At 34.0% G+C, this 16,046-nt stretch carries 18 protein-coding genes and 1 pseudogene; 16 read left to right on the forward strand and 3 right to left on the reverse strand.

What is annotated here, in order from left to right:
• Positions 1 to 627: 627 nt before the first annotated feature.
• From AAHN00_RS02400 to ltrA, 3 genes are read left to right on the forward strand one after another with little or no spacing between them, the layout of a single operon-like run.
• Positions 628 to 996, forward strand: coding sequence for a reverse transcriptase N-terminal domain-containing protein (locus AAHN00_RS02400; protein ID WP_342272005.1), 369 nt, complete (start codon positions 628 to 630; stop codon positions 994 to 996).
• Between the two features lie 36 nt (positions 997 to 1,032).
• Positions 1,033 to 1,257 carry a hypothetical protein gene (locus AAHN00_RS02405; protein WP_342272006.1) on the forward strand — a complete coding sequence of 75 codons (225 nt, stop codon included), beginning with the start codon at positions 1,033 to 1,035 and terminating at the stop codon, positions 1,255 to 1,257.
• Between the two features lie 36 nt (positions 1,258 to 1,293).
• Positions 1,294 to 2,574 carry a group II intron reverse transcriptase/maturase gene (gene ltrA / locus AAHN00_RS02410; RefSeq protein ID WP_342272007.1) on the forward strand — a complete coding sequence of 427 codons (1,281 nt, stop codon included), beginning with the start codon at positions 1,294 to 1,296 and terminating at the stop codon, positions 2,572 to 2,574.
• A 200-nt stretch (positions 2,575 to 2,774) separates the two neighbouring features.
• Here ltrA and AAHN00_RS02415 read toward each other — a convergent pair whose 3' ends face one another.
• The 3 genes from AAHN00_RS02415 to uvrA all read right to left on the reverse strand — a co-directional run bounded on the left by AAHN00_RS02415 (position 2,775) and on the right by uvrA (position 7,245).
• A complete protein-coding gene (locus tag AAHN00_RS02415; RefSeq protein WP_342271377.1) occupies positions 2,775 to 2,972 on the reverse strand; it encodes a hypothetical protein in 198 nt (65 codons plus the stop codon).
• 70 nt (positions 2,973 to 3,042) lie between these two features.
• Entirely contained in the window at positions 3,043 to 4,098 is a 1,056-nt protein-coding gene (locus AAHN00_RS02420) for an IS5 family transposase (RefSeq protein ID WP_342272008.1), read from the reverse strand.
• A gap of 288 nt (positions 4,099 to 4,386) precedes the next feature.
• Positions 4,387 to 7,245 carry an excinuclease ABC subunit UvrA gene (gene uvrA, locus AAHN00_RS02425; protein WP_342272009.1) on the reverse strand — a complete coding sequence of 953 codons (2,859 nt, stop codon included), beginning with the start codon at positions 7,243 to 7,245 and terminating at the stop codon, positions 4,387 to 4,389.
• A 101-nt stretch (positions 7,246 to 7,346) separates the two neighbouring features.
• On the opposite strand from uvrA, the gene ssb reads away from it, so the two are divergent.
• The 13 genes and pseudogenes from ssb to AAHN00_RS02485 all read left to right on the forward strand — a co-directional run bounded on the left by ssb (position 7,347) and on the right by AAHN00_RS02485 (position 15,953).
• On the forward strand, positions 7,347 to 7,790 hold the full coding sequence (gene ssb, locus AAHN00_RS02430) for a single-stranded DNA-binding protein (RefSeq protein ID WP_342272010.1): 444 nt from the start codon (positions 7,347 to 7,349) through the stop codon (positions 7,788 to 7,790).
• 243 nt (positions 7,791 to 8,033) lie between these two features.
• A complete protein-coding gene (locus AAHN00_RS02435; protein WP_342272011.1) occupies positions 8,034 to 8,402 on the forward strand; it encodes a hypothetical protein in 369 nt (122 codons plus the stop codon).
• 47 nt (positions 8,403 to 8,449) lie between these two features.
• Positions 8,450 to 8,707, forward strand: a pseudogene (locus AAHN00_RS02440) (IS110 family transposase); the annotation flags it as partial.
• Between the two features lie 90 nt (positions 8,708 to 8,797).
• Positions 8,798 to 8,956: a hypothetical protein gene (locus AAHN00_RS02445; protein WP_342272012.1), complete on the forward strand. Its 159-nt coding sequence runs from the start codon at positions 8,798 to 8,800 to the stop codon at positions 8,954 to 8,956.
• A gap of 103 nt (positions 8,957 to 9,059) precedes the next feature.
• Positions 9,060 to 9,296: a hypothetical protein gene (locus AAHN00_RS02450; RefSeq protein WP_342272013.1), complete on the forward strand. Its 237-nt coding sequence runs from the start codon at positions 9,060 to 9,062 to the stop codon at positions 9,294 to 9,296.
• A 288-nt stretch (positions 9,297 to 9,584) separates the two neighbouring features.
• A complete protein-coding gene (locus tag AAHN00_RS14965; RefSeq protein ID WP_410521470.1) occupies positions 9,585 to 9,785 on the forward strand; it encodes a hypothetical protein in 201 nt (66 codons plus the stop codon).
• 54 nt (positions 9,786 to 9,839) lie between these two features.
• Entirely contained in the window at positions 9,840 to 10,178 is a 339-nt protein-coding gene (locus AAHN00_RS02455; protein WP_342272014.1) for a hypothetical protein, read from the forward strand.
• Between the two features lie 247 nt (positions 10,179 to 10,425).
• Positions 10,426 to 11,289, forward strand: coding sequence for an alpha/beta hydrolase (locus AAHN00_RS02460; RefSeq protein WP_342272015.1), 864 nt, complete (start codon positions 10,426 to 10,428; stop codon positions 11,287 to 11,289).
• A gap of 52 nt (positions 11,290 to 11,341) precedes the next feature.
• On the forward strand, positions 11,342 to 12,049 hold the full coding sequence (queC, locus tag AAHN00_RS02465) for a 7-cyano-7-deazaguanine synthase QueC (protein WP_342272016.1): 708 nt from the start codon (positions 11,342 to 11,344) through the stop codon (positions 12,047 to 12,049).
• Complete coding sequence (locus tag AAHN00_RS02470; protein ID WP_342272017.1) at positions 12,042 to 12,590, forward strand: GNAT family protein; 549 nt, start codon at positions 12,042 to 12,044, stop codon at positions 12,588 to 12,590. The genes queC and AAHN00_RS02470 overlap by 8 nt, the downstream gene beginning before the upstream one ends.
• Before the next feature lie 196 nt (positions 12,591 to 12,786).
• Positions 12,787 to 13,452, forward strand: coding sequence for an IS982 family transposase (locus tag AAHN00_RS02475; protein WP_342272018.1), 666 nt, complete (start codon positions 12,787 to 12,789; stop codon positions 13,450 to 13,452).
• 566 nt (positions 13,453 to 14,018) lie between these two features.
• Positions 14,019 to 14,771, forward strand: coding sequence for a hypothetical protein (locus tag AAHN00_RS02480; protein WP_342272019.1), 753 nt, complete (start codon positions 14,019 to 14,021; stop codon positions 14,769 to 14,771).
• Positions 14,772 to 14,903: 132 nt separating this feature from the next.
• Entirely contained in the window at positions 14,904 to 15,953 is a 1,050-nt protein-coding gene (locus AAHN00_RS02485; protein WP_410521471.1) for an IS256 family transposase, read from the forward strand.
• The last annotated feature ends 93 nt before the right edge of the window (positions 15,954 to 16,046 follow it).

Below are 16,046 nucleotides of genomic sequence, written 5' to 3' on the forward strand. Positions count from 1 at the left end.
CTAATGAAAGTGGCGGCTCATCGTAGCTACCTTAACACTGGTCTGTGCGACACGAAGTCGCTTAAAAGAGTTGTTATCCCTGTAAATAGGAGGTAACCATCTATATCGCTAGATGAACCTACTGCCCTGAATAAAGAGCGGGTAGGACAATGCAGCAAAGTATGTAATAAGTACGGGATGAAAATCGTGAGAAGATCGTCTTTCTGGTAGTCACATAAGCCGGATAAGCACTAGGTAACTGATATGCTGAAGATATCTGAACTTATTTATAGATCGTAACGTTAGACAATGGTAAGTGACTGAAACCATTGATGAAAGTAAGTAAGGAGGATAGGACTTTGCTCCTTCGCGATTATGTATGCTTTCCGGTCTATAGTAAGCAGCTAAGTCAGTATTACTCTTTGAGCGAAACGTGGAAACCCTGTATAGCTCCTGAGATTAAATGCAGGAAGGTATACTGTGAAGTATACTATAGTTATGCAGGAATAGGAGGTTGGAAAAAGCGAATGCTAGGTTGTAATGATCTAGATACAGATTGAAATATAATCTGGCACGAAAGTGAGCTAACGTCCAACTGGTGTTTAATTGCAAGATAATTTATAGAACTGTTTTAATGGAGGAATGCAAATGACAGCAGTGAACACATCATTGACTGGTGCACCTACAGCTAAAGAAACAAAGTGGGATTCCATACTATGGAACAAAGCTGATTCTCAAGTGAAACGGCTACAAATGCGTATTGCAAAGGCTATGAGAGAGAAACGTTTTGGTAAAGTTCGTGCTTTGCAAAGGCTACTCACTCACTCGTTTTATAGCAAGTGTCTCGCGGTAAAACGGGTGACACAAAACAAGGGGAGTAAATGCCCTGGTACTGACGGCATCATTTGGCGTACTAAACGACAAATGATGCAAGCAATCTTGTCAGTTAACCACTCTGCACTGCAAGTGCAGAGCTTAATATTACGGCATGAATGCCTAATGTATGTACTAACTTAAAAGTTAGAAACTATTTGTATATGGCTCATTTAGAAAGTGTCACAACACAAAAAGAATATATCTGTGAAGTGTAAGATTTTGTTAAAAAATATCTGTATGATTCATTCTTATCTTTTCTTGATAAGATATTTAAAATTTATGTTGAAACGACGCACTGCAAGTGCGGGGTTTTTCTCCCAAAGTGGGACAGTTAACCACTCTGCACTGCAAGTGCAGAGCTTAATATTACGGCATGAATGCCTAATGTATGTACTAACTTAAAAGTTAGAAACTATTTGTGTATGGCTCATTTAGAAAGTGTCACAACACAAAAAGAATATATCTGTGAAGTGTAAGATTTTGTTAAAAAATATCTGTATGATTCATTCTTATCTTTTCTTGATAAGATATTTAAAATTTATGTTGAAACGACGCACTGCAAGTGCGGGGTTTTTCTCCCAAAGTGGGACAATAAAACGATTAGGATATAAAACTCAACCACTTCGAAGAATTTATATCTCTAAGAAGAACGGTCAAAGGCCTCTTTCTATTCCTACTATGAATGATCGAGCCATGCAGGCTCTCCATTTACTGAGTTTAGAACCAGTTGCAGAAACTATAGCTGATAAAAACAGTTATGGTTTTAGACCAAAGCGATCTGCGGCGGATGCAATTGAACAATGCTGTAATTGCTTGTGCAGGAAAAACTCAGCCTCGTGGATATTTGAGGGTGATATTAAATCCTTCTTTGATCAAGTGAGTTTTAACTGGCTAGAAAATAATGTTCTTATGGATAAAGTCATCCTTAAGAAATTTTTACGAGCTGGTTATATAGAAAAGGCTAGTTTAGTAGCAACAATTCAAGGAGTACCTCAAGGTGGGATAATTTCACCAAGCCTTGCACTGATAGCCCTATCGAGGTTAGAAGAGAGACTTGCCAAACATTTCAAAAGGAATCGTGGAAAAATCCATGCGATTATCTACGCTGATGATTTTGTTATTACTGGCGAGTCAAAGGAAATATTGGAAAATGAAGTCATACCACTAGTGAAAAACTTCTTGGCTGAACGTGGGCTACAATTATCACTCGAAAAGTCTCGTATTACTAATATAAGTCAAGGATTTGATTTTCTTGGTTTTCATATTCGTAAATACGGTAAGAAGTTAAAATTTCTTACGAAGCCTACAAAGGCTTCTGTAAAGTCTTTTCTCGCTGATATCAAAGCTACAATCAGAACTAACTTTGGATCAACAACAGAGGACTTGATCCGACTGTTAAACCCAAAGATGATTGGTTGGAGTAACTACTATAGACACTCAGCTGCTTCAAACATCTTTTCTTATATTGATAATCGAATTTATAAGATACTCTATAGATGGACACGAAAAAGACACTACAATAAAGGATTCCATTGGATTTATCGAAAATACTTCCAACGTATGGATTCCTCAAGAAGGTGGCATTTTCACGCTAAAATTAAGAATAATGATAAGAAAAATATTACTACTTCTTACCTAAACTTAAAATTAGCCGGTGATACCAAAATTAGACGTCATACTAAGATACTTGCGGATGCTCAATCTTATGATCCTAGCTAGTCCGTCCGCCAAAAATATTTAAAGCCCCCCATAATCTATGATTGAATAAAATTTTTACAAAAAAAATTCTAATATTTGCACTAAAATTAAAAATTGTTTTCAATTTTATTGAAAAATTTCTGTTTTAGTAAAATTTTTACATGAGCTTATTGTTAACGATTTTTTTTAATCGTTTAGCAAGTTTTTTAATGATAATTTTTTTATGTAGAGTTAGGCATGATGTGTAAATGATTGGCAATACATCGTAAATTCAAACCTATAGCAGAGATTATTGGATTGATCACATCTCCTATCACACCCTTCAAAAAGTTTCTGCCCATCCTGCCATATTGTTTCAAATGCCCTATTATTGGTTCTATAGCACTGCGTCTCCTGATCATACACTTGTCTTCTTTCAATAACTTTTTCCGAGTTTTTGGGGTATATACCTTACTCTTCTCTTTAACATTGCTGCCAGTATAACCAAGATCAACAAACGATTTTTTTTATCTTTATTCCAGTTACATTTTCTACCGCTTCAAAACTCTGCTGCAATGTATGACCATCATAAGGATTATTATGAAACGATTTTGCTGACAGTACAAAATTTCTACGACCACTGACTACTACCGCAACTTTATTGCCAAACTCATATGGCTTGTTTCGTTTTCCCTTCCCTATACACTCTACCTCAGGGGCATGAAAACTATACAATATTTTATTCTGTTCTTTGTATTGCTTTTTCTCTTCTCTTTTTAAAACAGATTGGCTATGTATTTGTTTTACTTTTTTCAATACTTCTTGATCTCTGATAGATAAGTTTAATTTCTGATTTTTTATCTCACGCTCACATATTCTAACCAAACGACCAAGTAACGTTTTTAAATGCTTCATTATTTTCCAACGCTTCTGGGCTTTGCTATGCTCTTTATACTTCCAGAGCTTTATTATATCTCGCTTATAGGTTCTAGCGTAGGTTTCGTTTAAACTTATACCCAAACTTTGGCAAAGCTTCACAATACTAAGCCTAGCTTTATCCATTAAATAAACATCATGTGGGTGCTTGATATTCTTAATTTGTACCGTTGTATCAGCAATTATCAATTCCAAATCTTTTTTTTTAATTGTGTTAGTTCTTATTCCAACTCTTATCAACTCTGCTAATATCTCGTTATATCCAGATTCACCTAATAAATTACGAAATCTTCTTATGCTAGTTTCCGACATCGCTATATCTGTTTCTATATATTCCCACCCACAGAAATATTGCCAATACATGTTTTCTTTTAGTTCTTCCTCTGCTAATGAATCTGAAAAATTATACATTGCTTGTAGCATCGTTACACCAAGCATCACTCTATGACATTTTCTATTTCTACCAAATCTCTTAATAGAAACATTTTTTGATAACCATTCTTCTAGACCAGACCAATTTATTAATTCTCTTAATTTATATAGCTTATTATTTGAGTTTAATTCTTCTTTTAATTTATAACCAAAAAGTTTTCCTTGTTTTTGTGATTTGATAATATTTTCTATTGGCATATTGACTGAAATCCATAAGGTTTATTAGCATATTTTAACATTTTCTTATGGATTTCTTTATTATTTTCTGCCATTAAACCCTATTATCTATAAGACTTATAGAGTTTTGCCGGACAGACTTGCTATTTTGAATATTTTCGAAAACGCGAAGAATATAAAAGAGCTTTACCATCTGTTACGAATTGTAGCCGGGTCTATCAAGGCCTTATAAATGCTCGAGCCCAGTACGATTAAAGTCGTACGCTGGGTTCCTCGGAGAGTGGAGTGCAGTAATGTACTCTGCTTATCCTACAGATAATGCTTTAAATATTGTCCAGTATAGCTCTCACTACAAGCAGCGATATCCTTTGGAGTCCCAGTAGCTACTATACTACCACCTTTATCTCCACCTTCAGGACCAACATCTATAACGTAATCCGCTGTTTTAATAACATCTAGATTATGCTCAATAACTATAACAGTATTACCCATATCAACTAACTTATGCAGCACTTTAAGCAATTTATTAATATCATCTATGTGCAACCCTGTTGTTGGTTCATCAAGTATATATAAAGTTTTACCGGTTGAGCGTTTTGATAATTCTTTAGCTAATTTGATCCTTTGTGCTTCACCTCCAGATAAAGTAGTAGCAGATTGTCCAATTTTTATATAACCAAGTCCTACCTCATTTAAAGTAACAAGTTTTTCGTAAATTAGGGGTACTTTAGCAAAGAAACTCATTGCATCCTCAACTGTCATCCTAAGGACGTCAGATATAGATTTATCTTTATATTTTATTTCAAGAGTCTCTCTATTATACCTGTCTCCATTACAAACATCACATTTTACATAAATATCAGGTAAAAAATGCATTTCTATTTTAATCAGACCATCACCTTGGCATAATTCACATCTTCCACCTTTAACATTGAATGAAAACCTACCAACTTTATAACCCCGTGCTTTTGCAGTTGGTAGTTCAGCAAACCAGTCTCTAATATAGGTAAACGCACCAGTATAAGTTGCTGGATTTGATCTTGGTGTGCGACCTATTGGTGATTGGTTTATATCAATAACCTTATCAATATATTCAAGACCTTTAATTGACTTATATTCTCCTGGAGAGTTTTTTGAAGAGGGTTCGAAAAATTTTAAAGCTGCTTTATATAAAGTGTGAATTATTAAACTTGATTTACCGCTACCTGATACCCCTGTTATTGCTGTAAAACTGCTCAGAGGAATTGTAATGTTAACATCCTGTAAATTATTAGAAATAGCCCCCGTTAATGCTATTACCTTACCCGCAGGTGATACTCTAGTATTTGTTGGTACTTCAATAGATTGTTTACCGCTTAAATAGCTACCCGTTATACTATTGGGACATTGTTTAATTTCCTCAATTGTTCCTTGTGCTATTATATGTCCACCCTGAATACCAGCACCTGGTCCGACATCTATGATGTGATCCGATTCGTACATTGTTTCTTCATCGTGTTCAACAACCAGTACTGTATTACCAAGGTCTCGAAGATTCTTTAGAGTCTCTATTAATCTAGCATTATCACGTTGATGCAAACCAATTGAGGGTTCATCAAGTACATACAACACACCACTAAGACCTGAACCAATTTGTGATGCCAAGCGAATACGCTGACTTTCTCCACCAGACAGAGTTCCTGATTCTCTAGACAAGGCAAGATAATCAAGACCAACATTCATAAGAAATTGTAATCTTTCCTTGATTTCCTTTAATATACGTTCAGCAATAGTCATTTGTCTTTTATTGAGCTGTTTGTCTAATTGATTAAACCATTTCTGTAGTTGCAAAATACTCATGGTAGATACTTGTCCAATATGCATATCAGCGATTTTAATACAAAGAGATTCCATTTTTAGTCTATAACCTTCACAAGATGTGCATTTGTACTCTGCTTTGTATTTTAATAATTCTTCTTTTACTAAGGAAGAATCAGCCTTACGCTCCTTTTCTTGTAAACTAGGTATTATTCCAGCAAAAGGTTGCTGTACCACCTGAGATTTAGAACCATCATGATATTGAAATTTTATAACATCATCACCTGATCCATGGAATAATACTTGCTGTACAATATTTGGTAGTTCTACAAAAGGAGTGTCTAATGAAAATTCGTAATGACTCGCTAAAGCTTTTAATGTTTCTAAAAAAAACTTTGAGGATATTTTCCCCCAAGGTGCTATAGCTCCATCTTTAATACTAATTCTTTTATCTGGAACAATTAATTCTTGATCAAGACACAATTCTATGCCGATACCCTCACATTTAGGACAAGCACCAAATGGGCTATTAAAGGAAAAAATTCTTGGTTCTATTTCAGTAATTTGAAAACCAGAAACTGGACAAGAATATTTTTCTGAGAAAATGATTTTTGAACCTTTAGTAAGGTTGGTTTCTAATCCATTTGGCAAGTCAACAATTTCAATATATACTATACCCTCTGCTAGTTTAAGAGCTATTTCTAAACTATCTGCAAGCCTGTTACCTAAATCATCTTCTAGAGAAATCCTATCAACAATTACTTCAATATTATGTTTTTTATTCTTATCAAATTTTGGAAGATTATCGATCTCATAAATTTCATTGTTAATAAATAATCGCCCAAAACCCTGTTTTTTAAGATCAAGGATTTCACGTCTGAATTCACCTTTCTGCCCTCTTATAATGGGTGCTAAAATGTATAATTTACTTCCCTTAGGAAGGTCACGAATAGCATCTATCATCTCCGATATAGTCTGATTCTTTATTGGTAAACCCGTTGCTGGAGAATATGGCACTCCTACCCGTGCATATAGTAATCTCAAATAATCATAAATCTCAGTTATAGTACCAACTGTAGAGCGTGGATTTTTAGATGTGGTTTTTTGATCAATAGCTATTGCCGGCGACAACCCAGAGACTGACTCAACATCAGGCTTATCCTGAAGATGCAAGAACTGCCTAGCATAGGAAGATAGACTTTCAACATATCTGCGTTGTCCTTCAGCATAAATAGTATCAAAAGCTAGTGAAGATTTTCCAGAACCACTAAGCCCTGTAATGACAACAAACTTATTTCTAGGAATATCAACATTTACATTTTTTAAATTATGCTCCTTAGCACCACGAACTTTAATATATTCTTGTATCATAATTTGTTATAAATTTTTAAGGAACTTATCAAAAAACTTGTAGCATTATAGGTTGTTTTGAATTACTATTGCAATAGTAATTTTTAAATAGGTAATGATCTGTGGCTGGTAGTTTAAATAAGGCAGTATTAATAGGTAATTTAGGGCGTGATCCAGAAATTAGGCACACGGCTGATGGTAAAGAGATAGCAAATTTCAGTATCGCTACTTCTGAGACGTGGAAAGATCGTGCTACTGGAGAAAAGAAAGAAAAGACTGAATGGCATAGAGTAGTAATATTTAATGAGGGGTTGGTATCTGTTGTAAAGAATTATGCCAAAAAAGGAACTAAAGTTTACTTGGAAGGTAATTTACAAACTAGAAAATGGGTGGATAACCTTGGGCATGAAAAATATACAACAGAAATAGTGTTGCAGAATTTTAACTCACAATTTATATTGTTGGATTCTAAAGGGGGTGGTACTCAAGCACCAGATTCTGTTGCACCAAAAAATATGGTTACTAATTTTGACCATAGTGATCTAGATGATGAAATACCTTTCTAACTGACCACCTTATGCACAACGTCATTGCGAAATCACGTAGTGGTTGTGGCAATCCAAATTCATTAGATTGCTTCGTCGCCACTAAAGTAGCTTCTCGCAATGACTCCAAGCTGCTTTCTCTATGGGTTTTAAATGCCATGCGTAAGATGAGTGATATAATTGAATAGTATCATTTTAGTGTAGTAACAATTTAATAGAGGTAATGATTATGATAACAGATTTTCTCCATATTTAGACAATGGAGTGCTAGATTTAAATAAAGAGGGTAACAAATTCTCTAGTGGGAAAGGGGGGATCAGATGTTTTGAAAAGATATTTGATATAGGACGGTTAGCTGAATTTATAGCTACCCCAGGTGTTAAGGGATTTAAGGCAACTCTGTGGGGTATTGATAAGATGGGCATAGATAATTTCCGGTTACTAATGGATGCAATAAAGAAGAGTCCTATTATTCTTCTTAATCTTGAAAACAATCCCTTAACTCTTGAAATGGTTAAGGAAATATCTGAGCTTACTGAGCTCAATCTAGCTTCCTGTAACATTGGTGATAAAGAAATAATAAAAATAATGGTATGGACCTACCCTATATACAGAATGAGAAGCGTATGCTAATCTTCTAGGATAGGAAATGAATCCTAAACAACAATAAGGAGGTCCATATGGAAGTTACCACAATTGGTATAGATATTGCAAAAAGAATTTTTCAAATTCACGGTGTAGATAAAAATGGCAAGACAATATTAAAGAAGAAATTAATGAGAGAACAGGTTTTAACTTTTATGGCTAACGTACCAAAATGTCTAGTAGGCATGGAAGCTTGCGGTGGAGCTAGCTATTGGGCAAGAGAATTAATAAAATTAGGTCATAATGTAAAACTAATGGCACCACAGTTTGTTAAGCCTTATGTCAAAACCAGTTAACCACTCTGCACTGCAAGTGCAGAGCTTAATATTACGGCATGAATGCCTCATGTATGTACTAACTTAAAAGTTAGAAACTATTTGTGTATGGCTCATTTAGAAAGTGTCACAACACAAAAAAATATATCTGTGAAGTGTAAGATTTTGTTAAAAAATATCCTATCTTTTCTTGATAAGATATTTAAAATTTATGTTGAAACGACGCACTGCAAGTGCGGGGTTTTTCTCCCAAAGTGGGACAGTTAACCACTCTGCACTGCAAGTGCAGAGCTTAATATTACGGCATGAATGCCTCATGTATGTACTAACTTAAAAGTTAGAAACTATTTGTGTATGGCTCATTTAGAAAGTGTCACAACACAAAAAGAATATATCTGTGAAGTGTAAGATTTTGTTAAAAAATATCTTATCTTTTCTTGATAAGATATTTAAAATTTATGTTGAAACGACGCACTGCAAGTGCGGGGTTTTTCTCCCAAAGTGGGACAATAAAACAGTTGTCGCGGTAGCTAATAAGCTAGCAAGGGTGGTATTTGCATTACTTAGTTCAGGTGATGATTATACCGAGAGTAAAGTTTGTAGTTAAAAAACTACTCCAAATAATTGATGAAATGACATTATAGGTAATAGAAGTTTAACAAATTCCAATCCGGAATATGCGAAGAATGATAATATTGATGGTAAATAAGACGAACCTTAGCTTACAAAAAAACTGATTTAGCTAAGGGCTATTTATAAGTCAATAAAATAATAAGTATAAGTTTGTAAGCCAGCGAATTCCATCAGGGCTATAGGATAAATTGCTTGATTTATTGTCTATAAGCCGGATACATGACTGCATTCGATTTTTTTGCTGTTATATATTATTTTTTTCTTGCATTGTTGGGTAGGTCCATACATAGTTAAAGGGCTTCCTAAGGTTTTAGTTCTTAATGTGGAAAACAATGGTATAACTGATAAAGGAGTAGATGCAATAGTTAAATATCTTCCTAATCTTTTATCTTTAAATGCGTCATGCAATTGCATAACTGATATAGGAGCAGATAAAATTAAATACTTTAAGGAACTCGAGTAGCTTACTATTGCTTATTGCAATAACGTAAGTTGTGAGAAATTAGAAGAAATAATTATGGTACATAGAGAGACTCTTACTGAGGTTGATATATTCTCTTCTAGTTATCCTGTTCAAGGAGTATTGAAAATAGCCAGGCTATTACCGCTTAATTGTGCAGTAAAACTTGGTCCATACTGGACAAGAGGTGTAAATAAAGATGAGGACGCCCCCTTTCCTCTTGATAGAAAAGTACGCCCCTATATTATTGTACTAGCAAATGATCCCCTTCCTCTTGTTAAAGTAGTAGAGGGAGATAATAATGCCCCTGCTCTTGTTGGAGTAGTAGGGGAAAATAATAACGCTCTTCCTCCTGTTGAGCATGTTGGGGTAGTAGGAGACATTTTAGAGGGATAGTAAGCAGGGTAATTTAAAAGTAGGGCTGGGGGCAAGGTCTAATAGAGAAAGGAAGAAGTGCTTAATATGTGCTCGATGTCATTCCCGCCGTTGCTAAGAATGACATCGATGGTGGTTGAGGTTACATTTATAACAACTATTAATTATAACTTTTAAATTACCCTGAGTAAAGGATATAAAGAAAATGTTGACATTTTTTGATGTTACATCAATCTGCACAAATGCTTTTTATGGACTAGGTTTGTCTGTGGCTAATCTTGTTAACATAGTCACTAAGCCTAGAATTGCTCTACTTTTTATTCCTCTTCTGCTTTCTTCTTGTGTTTCGTCTATAGAGACAAGGGTTAAGGAAGCAGATAAGGTAGCTTCAATAAACAAGTTTGAGAAGAAACTTGTTAAGGCAGGGGATTTTGTCATTACAACTTACCAACGTGTTTCAGATAAAGATAGTCCTTATGTGTTTTATATTGAAGGTGATGGGAGTATTACTATAGGACACTATGCCATTGCAGATAACCCAACTCCTTCTAAGGTTATGTTATTTAAGCTTTCTACCCTTGATACTAGACCTAATATAGTTTATATAGCTCGTCCATGCCAATATACACCAGTGGAGCTTAATCCCAACTGTAATCAAGCTTATTGGACAGACAAAAGAATGGCTGAAGAGGTGATAGAATCAACAAATATAGTAATAAATAGTATAAATAATGGTAATCCAGCTAGTTTGGTTGGTTTTTCTGGTGGTGGTGGAGTTGCTATCTTGGTGGCAGCAAGAAATAAGCATATTAAGGATATAATAACTATAGCCGGTAATCTTGATATTGAGAATTTTAGTAAACATCATGGAATATATGCATTAAAGGAGTCATTAAATCCTATAGATTATGCCATAAAAATCAATAATATTCCGCAATTGCATATTTCGGGAAGCAAGGATAAAATAGTACCGAGTAAAATTATGCATGGCTATCTAAAAGCTAGTTCTTCAGATTGTATACAACAGAAGATTTTCCCTAATATTACTCATACCAAAGGCTGGGATAAGGTGTGGCAGGATGTGCTAAAAATTAATCTTACCTGTGGGTGTAACAAGAAAATTGGGACGTAAAATAACAAAGCCAATTCGATATAAGAATTAAGCTTACTCATAGGAGATTTTTATGCAGAAGGCAGTAGTTTTAGTTAGTGGCGGTGCAGATTCAGCTACAGTACTAGCAATGATAGAAAAAATGAATTACGAAATTCATGCCATAAGTTTTAACTATTCTCAACATAATAATATTGAACTTGAGAAAGTTAAAGAGTTAGTTAAGAACTATAATATTAAACAACATAAAATTGTAAATATTGATTTACGTAGCTTTGGCGGATCAGCTCTTACTGATGATGGCATAGAAGTACCAAAATATAAAGATCATAGAGATTTAGGGGATAATATACCAATCACTTATGTACCAGCACGTAATACTATATTTTTAAGTTATGCTTTGGGATTTAGTGAAATAATAGGAGCCTTTGATATTTTTATGGGGGTACACGCAACTGATTATGCTAATTACCCAGATTGCCGTCCAGAGTACCTAGACGCTTTTGAGAAGCTTGCTAATCTTGCAACTGCGGTAGGAGTATTGGGTACACGAATTACCATTCATGCTCCCTTAATAAATATGACAAAAGGGCAAATTATCAAAACTGGTCTAGAATTAGGAGTAGATTACTCTAAAACAATTTCTTGCTATGATCCATTAGATAATGGGTTATCTTGTGGAACATGTCATGCCTGCTTACTTAGACTTAAGGCCTTTGAAGAAAATAATACAATTGACCCGATTAATTATAAAAGTAAATTCGCTTCTACACATGCTTAATAGTTTTATATATCATCAATTTCCTATGTTAGACCTAGACAACATAGTACTGAGAGAATTAACTAGTGATGATTCAGAAGACTATTTTGGTTATATGAATAAATTAGAGATGAGTCCTTGCTTGACAGATAACAACATTCCATCAACTATTCCACAAGCTGCTGATGAACTAAAATATTGGTCTAGCTTATTTCATCACCAAAGAGGGTTTTACTGGGGTATTTCCCTTAAAGATAATAATAAACTTATAGGTACGGCTGGGTTTAATAGTGTTTCTACAACGCATCTCAAAGCAGAAATAAGCTACGATCTTGATCCTGCATTTTGGGGTAAAGGAATTATGCTAAAATCTATCAAAGCTATTTTAAGATTTATAGAATATGCTGGTATTGTTCGAATCCAAGCTACTGTAATAAATGACAACATACGTTCAATTAATGTTTTAGAACGATGTAATTTTGTCAAAGAGGGGTTGCTTAAGAAATATGAAATTGTTCAAGGAGTGCATAGGGATTATTATATTTACGCTAGAGTGCTTTAGATTTCTGTAAAGATTTTCAACCTAAAACAAATCAGTTTGATGTAAGACATCGGTTTAATAGCCTACGGTGTTGTCCTTGCAAGCGTTATACGTCAGTTCGGGATAAGATATAGATGAAATAGTAATAGATAAAAGGATTGTCAAAAAGGAGTGCCTGCAGTATTGATATTTTTAAACAAAAAAACAAACTACAGGCATGAGAAAAGATATCACAGAATTATATAGTTTTATAGATGATTTTTGTAAAATTTATTTGGAGTATGAACAGAGAAAGTTATTACCATCAAATAAGCAAAGAAATCGCTGTTGTAGCATGAGTCTAAGTGAAATGTTAACAATAATAATTATGTTTCATACATCCTATGCTAAGAATTTTAAATTTTTCTATAAAAGTTATATAGAGTGCATGCATAAGGATGATTTTCCCAAAGCCTTGAGTTATAATAGATTTGTTGAATTAATGGCACGATTATTCATACCGCTAAATATGTTGATTCATTTGTTGTTTGGTGAGGAAACAGGTATTTATTTTATTGACTCTACAACGATTAAAGCTTGTCACAATAAAAGGCGTTATAGCAATAAAGTTTTTAAAGGATTAGCCAAACATAGTAAATCCTCTATGGGGTATTTTTATGGTTTTAAATTACATGTAATAATCAATAATAAAGGGGAGTTTATGGCATTAAAAGTGACCAAAGGCAATGTAGATGATAGGGTTCCAGTACCGGAGTTAACAAAAAGATTAACTGGAATTATAGCAGCTGATAAAGGTTATATTAAGCAAAATTTGTTCTTAAATTTATATGAAAGAGGCTTAAAAATGATTCATGGAATTAAGAAAAATATGGAAACTCAATAACAACCAGCTGAAGCTGGTGGGTTGATATCTAGACTGGAAGTCGCTATTACTCTAAAGAGATATTACTAATGCCTGTGCTATCTCTCTGATCCTAATTCTTATAAGTTACCCTGCAATACTTTTGTAGCGATATTTAGTGATCCAAACAACATGAAAGCGATGGTAAAATACAGTGTGGCTAGTCTTGTTATATATGATATTTTAATATACATGAAGAGCTTGCTCTTATGTATATTAAAATATCATATATTCAAGTTATAGTGAATTGAAATATTAGAACAAGGACTGAAGTCTTTCCCAGCTGAAGCTGGGGGTTTTAACCAAAAAGGTGACTATAAATTAATGGATTTGAAAGAAAAAATCTTACTTCGAAAGCGTAACTTAATTGAAACAGTTTTTGGTCTGTCCGGCAAAACTCTATAAGTCTTATAGATAATAGGGTTTAATGGCAGAAAATAGTTAACCACTCTGCACTGCAAGTGCAGAGCTTAATATTACGGCATGAATGCCTAATGTATGTACTAACTTAAAAGTTAGAAACTATTTGTATATGGCTCATTTAGAAAGTGTCACAACACAAAAAGAATATATCTGTGAAGTGTAAGATTTTGTTAAAAAATATCTGTATGATTCATTCTTATCTTTTCTTGATAAGATATTTAAAATTTATGTTGAAACGACGCACTGCAAGTGCGGGGTTTTTCTCCCAAAGTGGGACAATAAAGCTCTGGAAGTATAAAGAGCATAGCAAAGCCAAGAAGCGTTGGAAAATAATGAAGCATTTAAAAACGTTACTTAGTCGTTTGGTTAGAATATGTGAGCGTGAGATAAAAAATCAGAAATTAAACTTATCTATCAGAGATCAAGAAGTATTGAAAAAAGTAAAACAAATACATAGCCAATCTGTTTTAAAAAGAGAAGAGAAAAAGCAATACAAAGAACAGAATAAAATATTGTATAGTTTTCATGCCCCTGAGGTAGAGTGTATAGGGAAGGGAAAACGAAACAAGCCATATGAGTTTGGCAATAAAGTTGCGGTAGTAGTCAGTGGTCGTAGAAATTTTGTACTGTCAGCAAAATCGTTTCATAATAATCCTTATGATGGTCATACATTGCAGCAGAGTTTTGAAGCGGTAGAAAATGTAACTGGAATAAAGATAAAAAAATCGTTTGTTGATCTTGGTTATACTGGCAGCAATGTTAAAGAGAAGAGTAAGGTATATACCCCAAAAACTCGGAAAAAGTTATTGAAAGAAGACAAGTGTATGATCAGGAGACGCAGTGCTATAGAACCAATAATAGGACCAGTGTTAAGGTAGCTGCGATGAGCCGCCACATTTAAACAGGGAATTCGGCTCTGTACAAATAAGTGTGTAAATTTTTCAAAGGTTATATAAAAATATAATATAACAAAAGGAGAAATTATAATGCACCAAAAACAAAATGAAGCAATGAATCAAGCGATAGATTTATTAATAAATAATGATACAGATATATCAACATTACTTAAAGAGGATGGTTTATTAAAACAATTAACCAAACGGCTTGTAGAGAAGGCATTGCAGTCAGAGATGAATAATCATTTAGGATATGATAAATATTGTCATACTGATAGTGATAATGTTCGTAATGGTAGGAATGTAAAGAATCTAGTAACAAATAATGGAGTTGTAGAGATTGAGGTTCCAAGGGATAGAAGTAGTACATTTGAACCTGCATTAATTCCGAAGCGTCAAAGACGTATTGAAGGATTTGATGATAAAATAATATCATTATACGCTAAAGGAATGAGCTTATCTGATATTAAGATTCAAATGCAAGAATTGTATGGAGCTGACGTTAGCGAAAGTTTGATAAGTCAAATTACTGATGATGTAATTGAGGATGTCAAGATATGGCAAAGCCGACCATTGGATCGAGTATATGCTATAGTATTTTTTGACTGTTTAGTAGTAAAAGTACGTCAAGATAAACGAATTATCAATAAGTCTGTATATGTAGCATTAGGTATTGATTTATCTGGAAGGAAGGATATTTTAGGATTGTGGATCAGTGAAAATGAAGGAGCGAAATTTTGGCTTGGTAATTTTACTGAGATGAAGAACAGAGGTATGCAAGACATGCTTATTGCTTGCAGTGATAATTTAACCGGTATGTCTGAGGCAATAGAAGCAGTTTTTCCGAAAACCGAACATCAATTATGTATTGTACATCAGATTAGAAATAGTTTAAAATATGTATCATATAAAGACCGAAAAGAATTAGCGGCTGATTTAAAGCCTATATATACTGCTAGCACAGAGGAAGAAGCACATCTTGCTTTAGAATCTTTTGAAGCTAAATGGAGTAAACAGTATCCACAAATTGCTAAATCTTGGTATGTTCATTGGGAAAATTTAATGGTTTTTCTAGGATACCCTGAGGCGATAAGGAAAGTAATATACACAACTAATAGTGTAGAATCTGTCAATAGCCAATTACGTAAGGTTACTAAGAGTTAACCACTCTGCACTGCAAGTGCAGAGCTTAATATTACGGCATGAATGCCTAATGTATGTACTAACTTAAAAGTTAGAAACTATTTGTGTATGGCT

This window comes from Candidatus Tisiphia endosymbiont of Parasteatoda lunata (genome assembly GCF_964030955.1).
GTDB lineage: Bacteria > Pseudomonadota > Alphaproteobacteria > Rickettsiales > Rickettsiaceae > Tisiphia.

Coding starts and splice junctions, on each gene's coding strand:
- AAHN00_RS02400 (WP_342272005.1), top strand. CDS start 628: ATGACAGCAGTGAACACATCATTGACTGGTGCACCTACAGCTAAAGAA.
- AAHN00_RS02420 (WP_342272008.1), bottom strand. CDS start 4,098: ATGCCAATAGAAAATATTATCAAATCACAAAAACAAGGAAAACTTTTT.
- uvrA (WP_342272009.1), bottom strand. CDS start 7,245: ATGATACAAGAATATATTAAAGTTCGTGGTGCTAAGGAGCATAATTTA.
- AAHN00_RS02445 (WP_342272012.1), top strand. CDS start 8,798: ATGGCTCATTTAGAAAGTGTCACAACACAAAAAAATATATCTGTGAAG.
- AAHN00_RS02455 (WP_342272014.1), top strand. CDS start 9,840: ATGGTACATAGAGAGACTCTTACTGAGGTTGATATATTCTCTTCTAGT.
- queC (WP_342272016.1), top strand. CDS start 11,342: ATGCAGAAGGCAGTAGTTTTAGTTAGTGGCGGTGCAGATTCAGCTACA.
- AAHN00_RS02470 (WP_342272017.1), top strand. CDS start 12,042: ATGCTTAATAGTTTTATATATCATCAATTTCCTATGTTAGACCTAGAC.
- AAHN00_RS02475 (WP_342272018.1), top strand. CDS start 12,787: ATGAGAAAAGATATCACAGAATTATATAGTTTTATAGATGATTTTTGT.
- AAHN00_RS02485 (WP_410521471.1), top strand. CDS start 14,904: ATGAATCAAGCGATAGATTTATTAATAAATAATGATACAGATATATCA.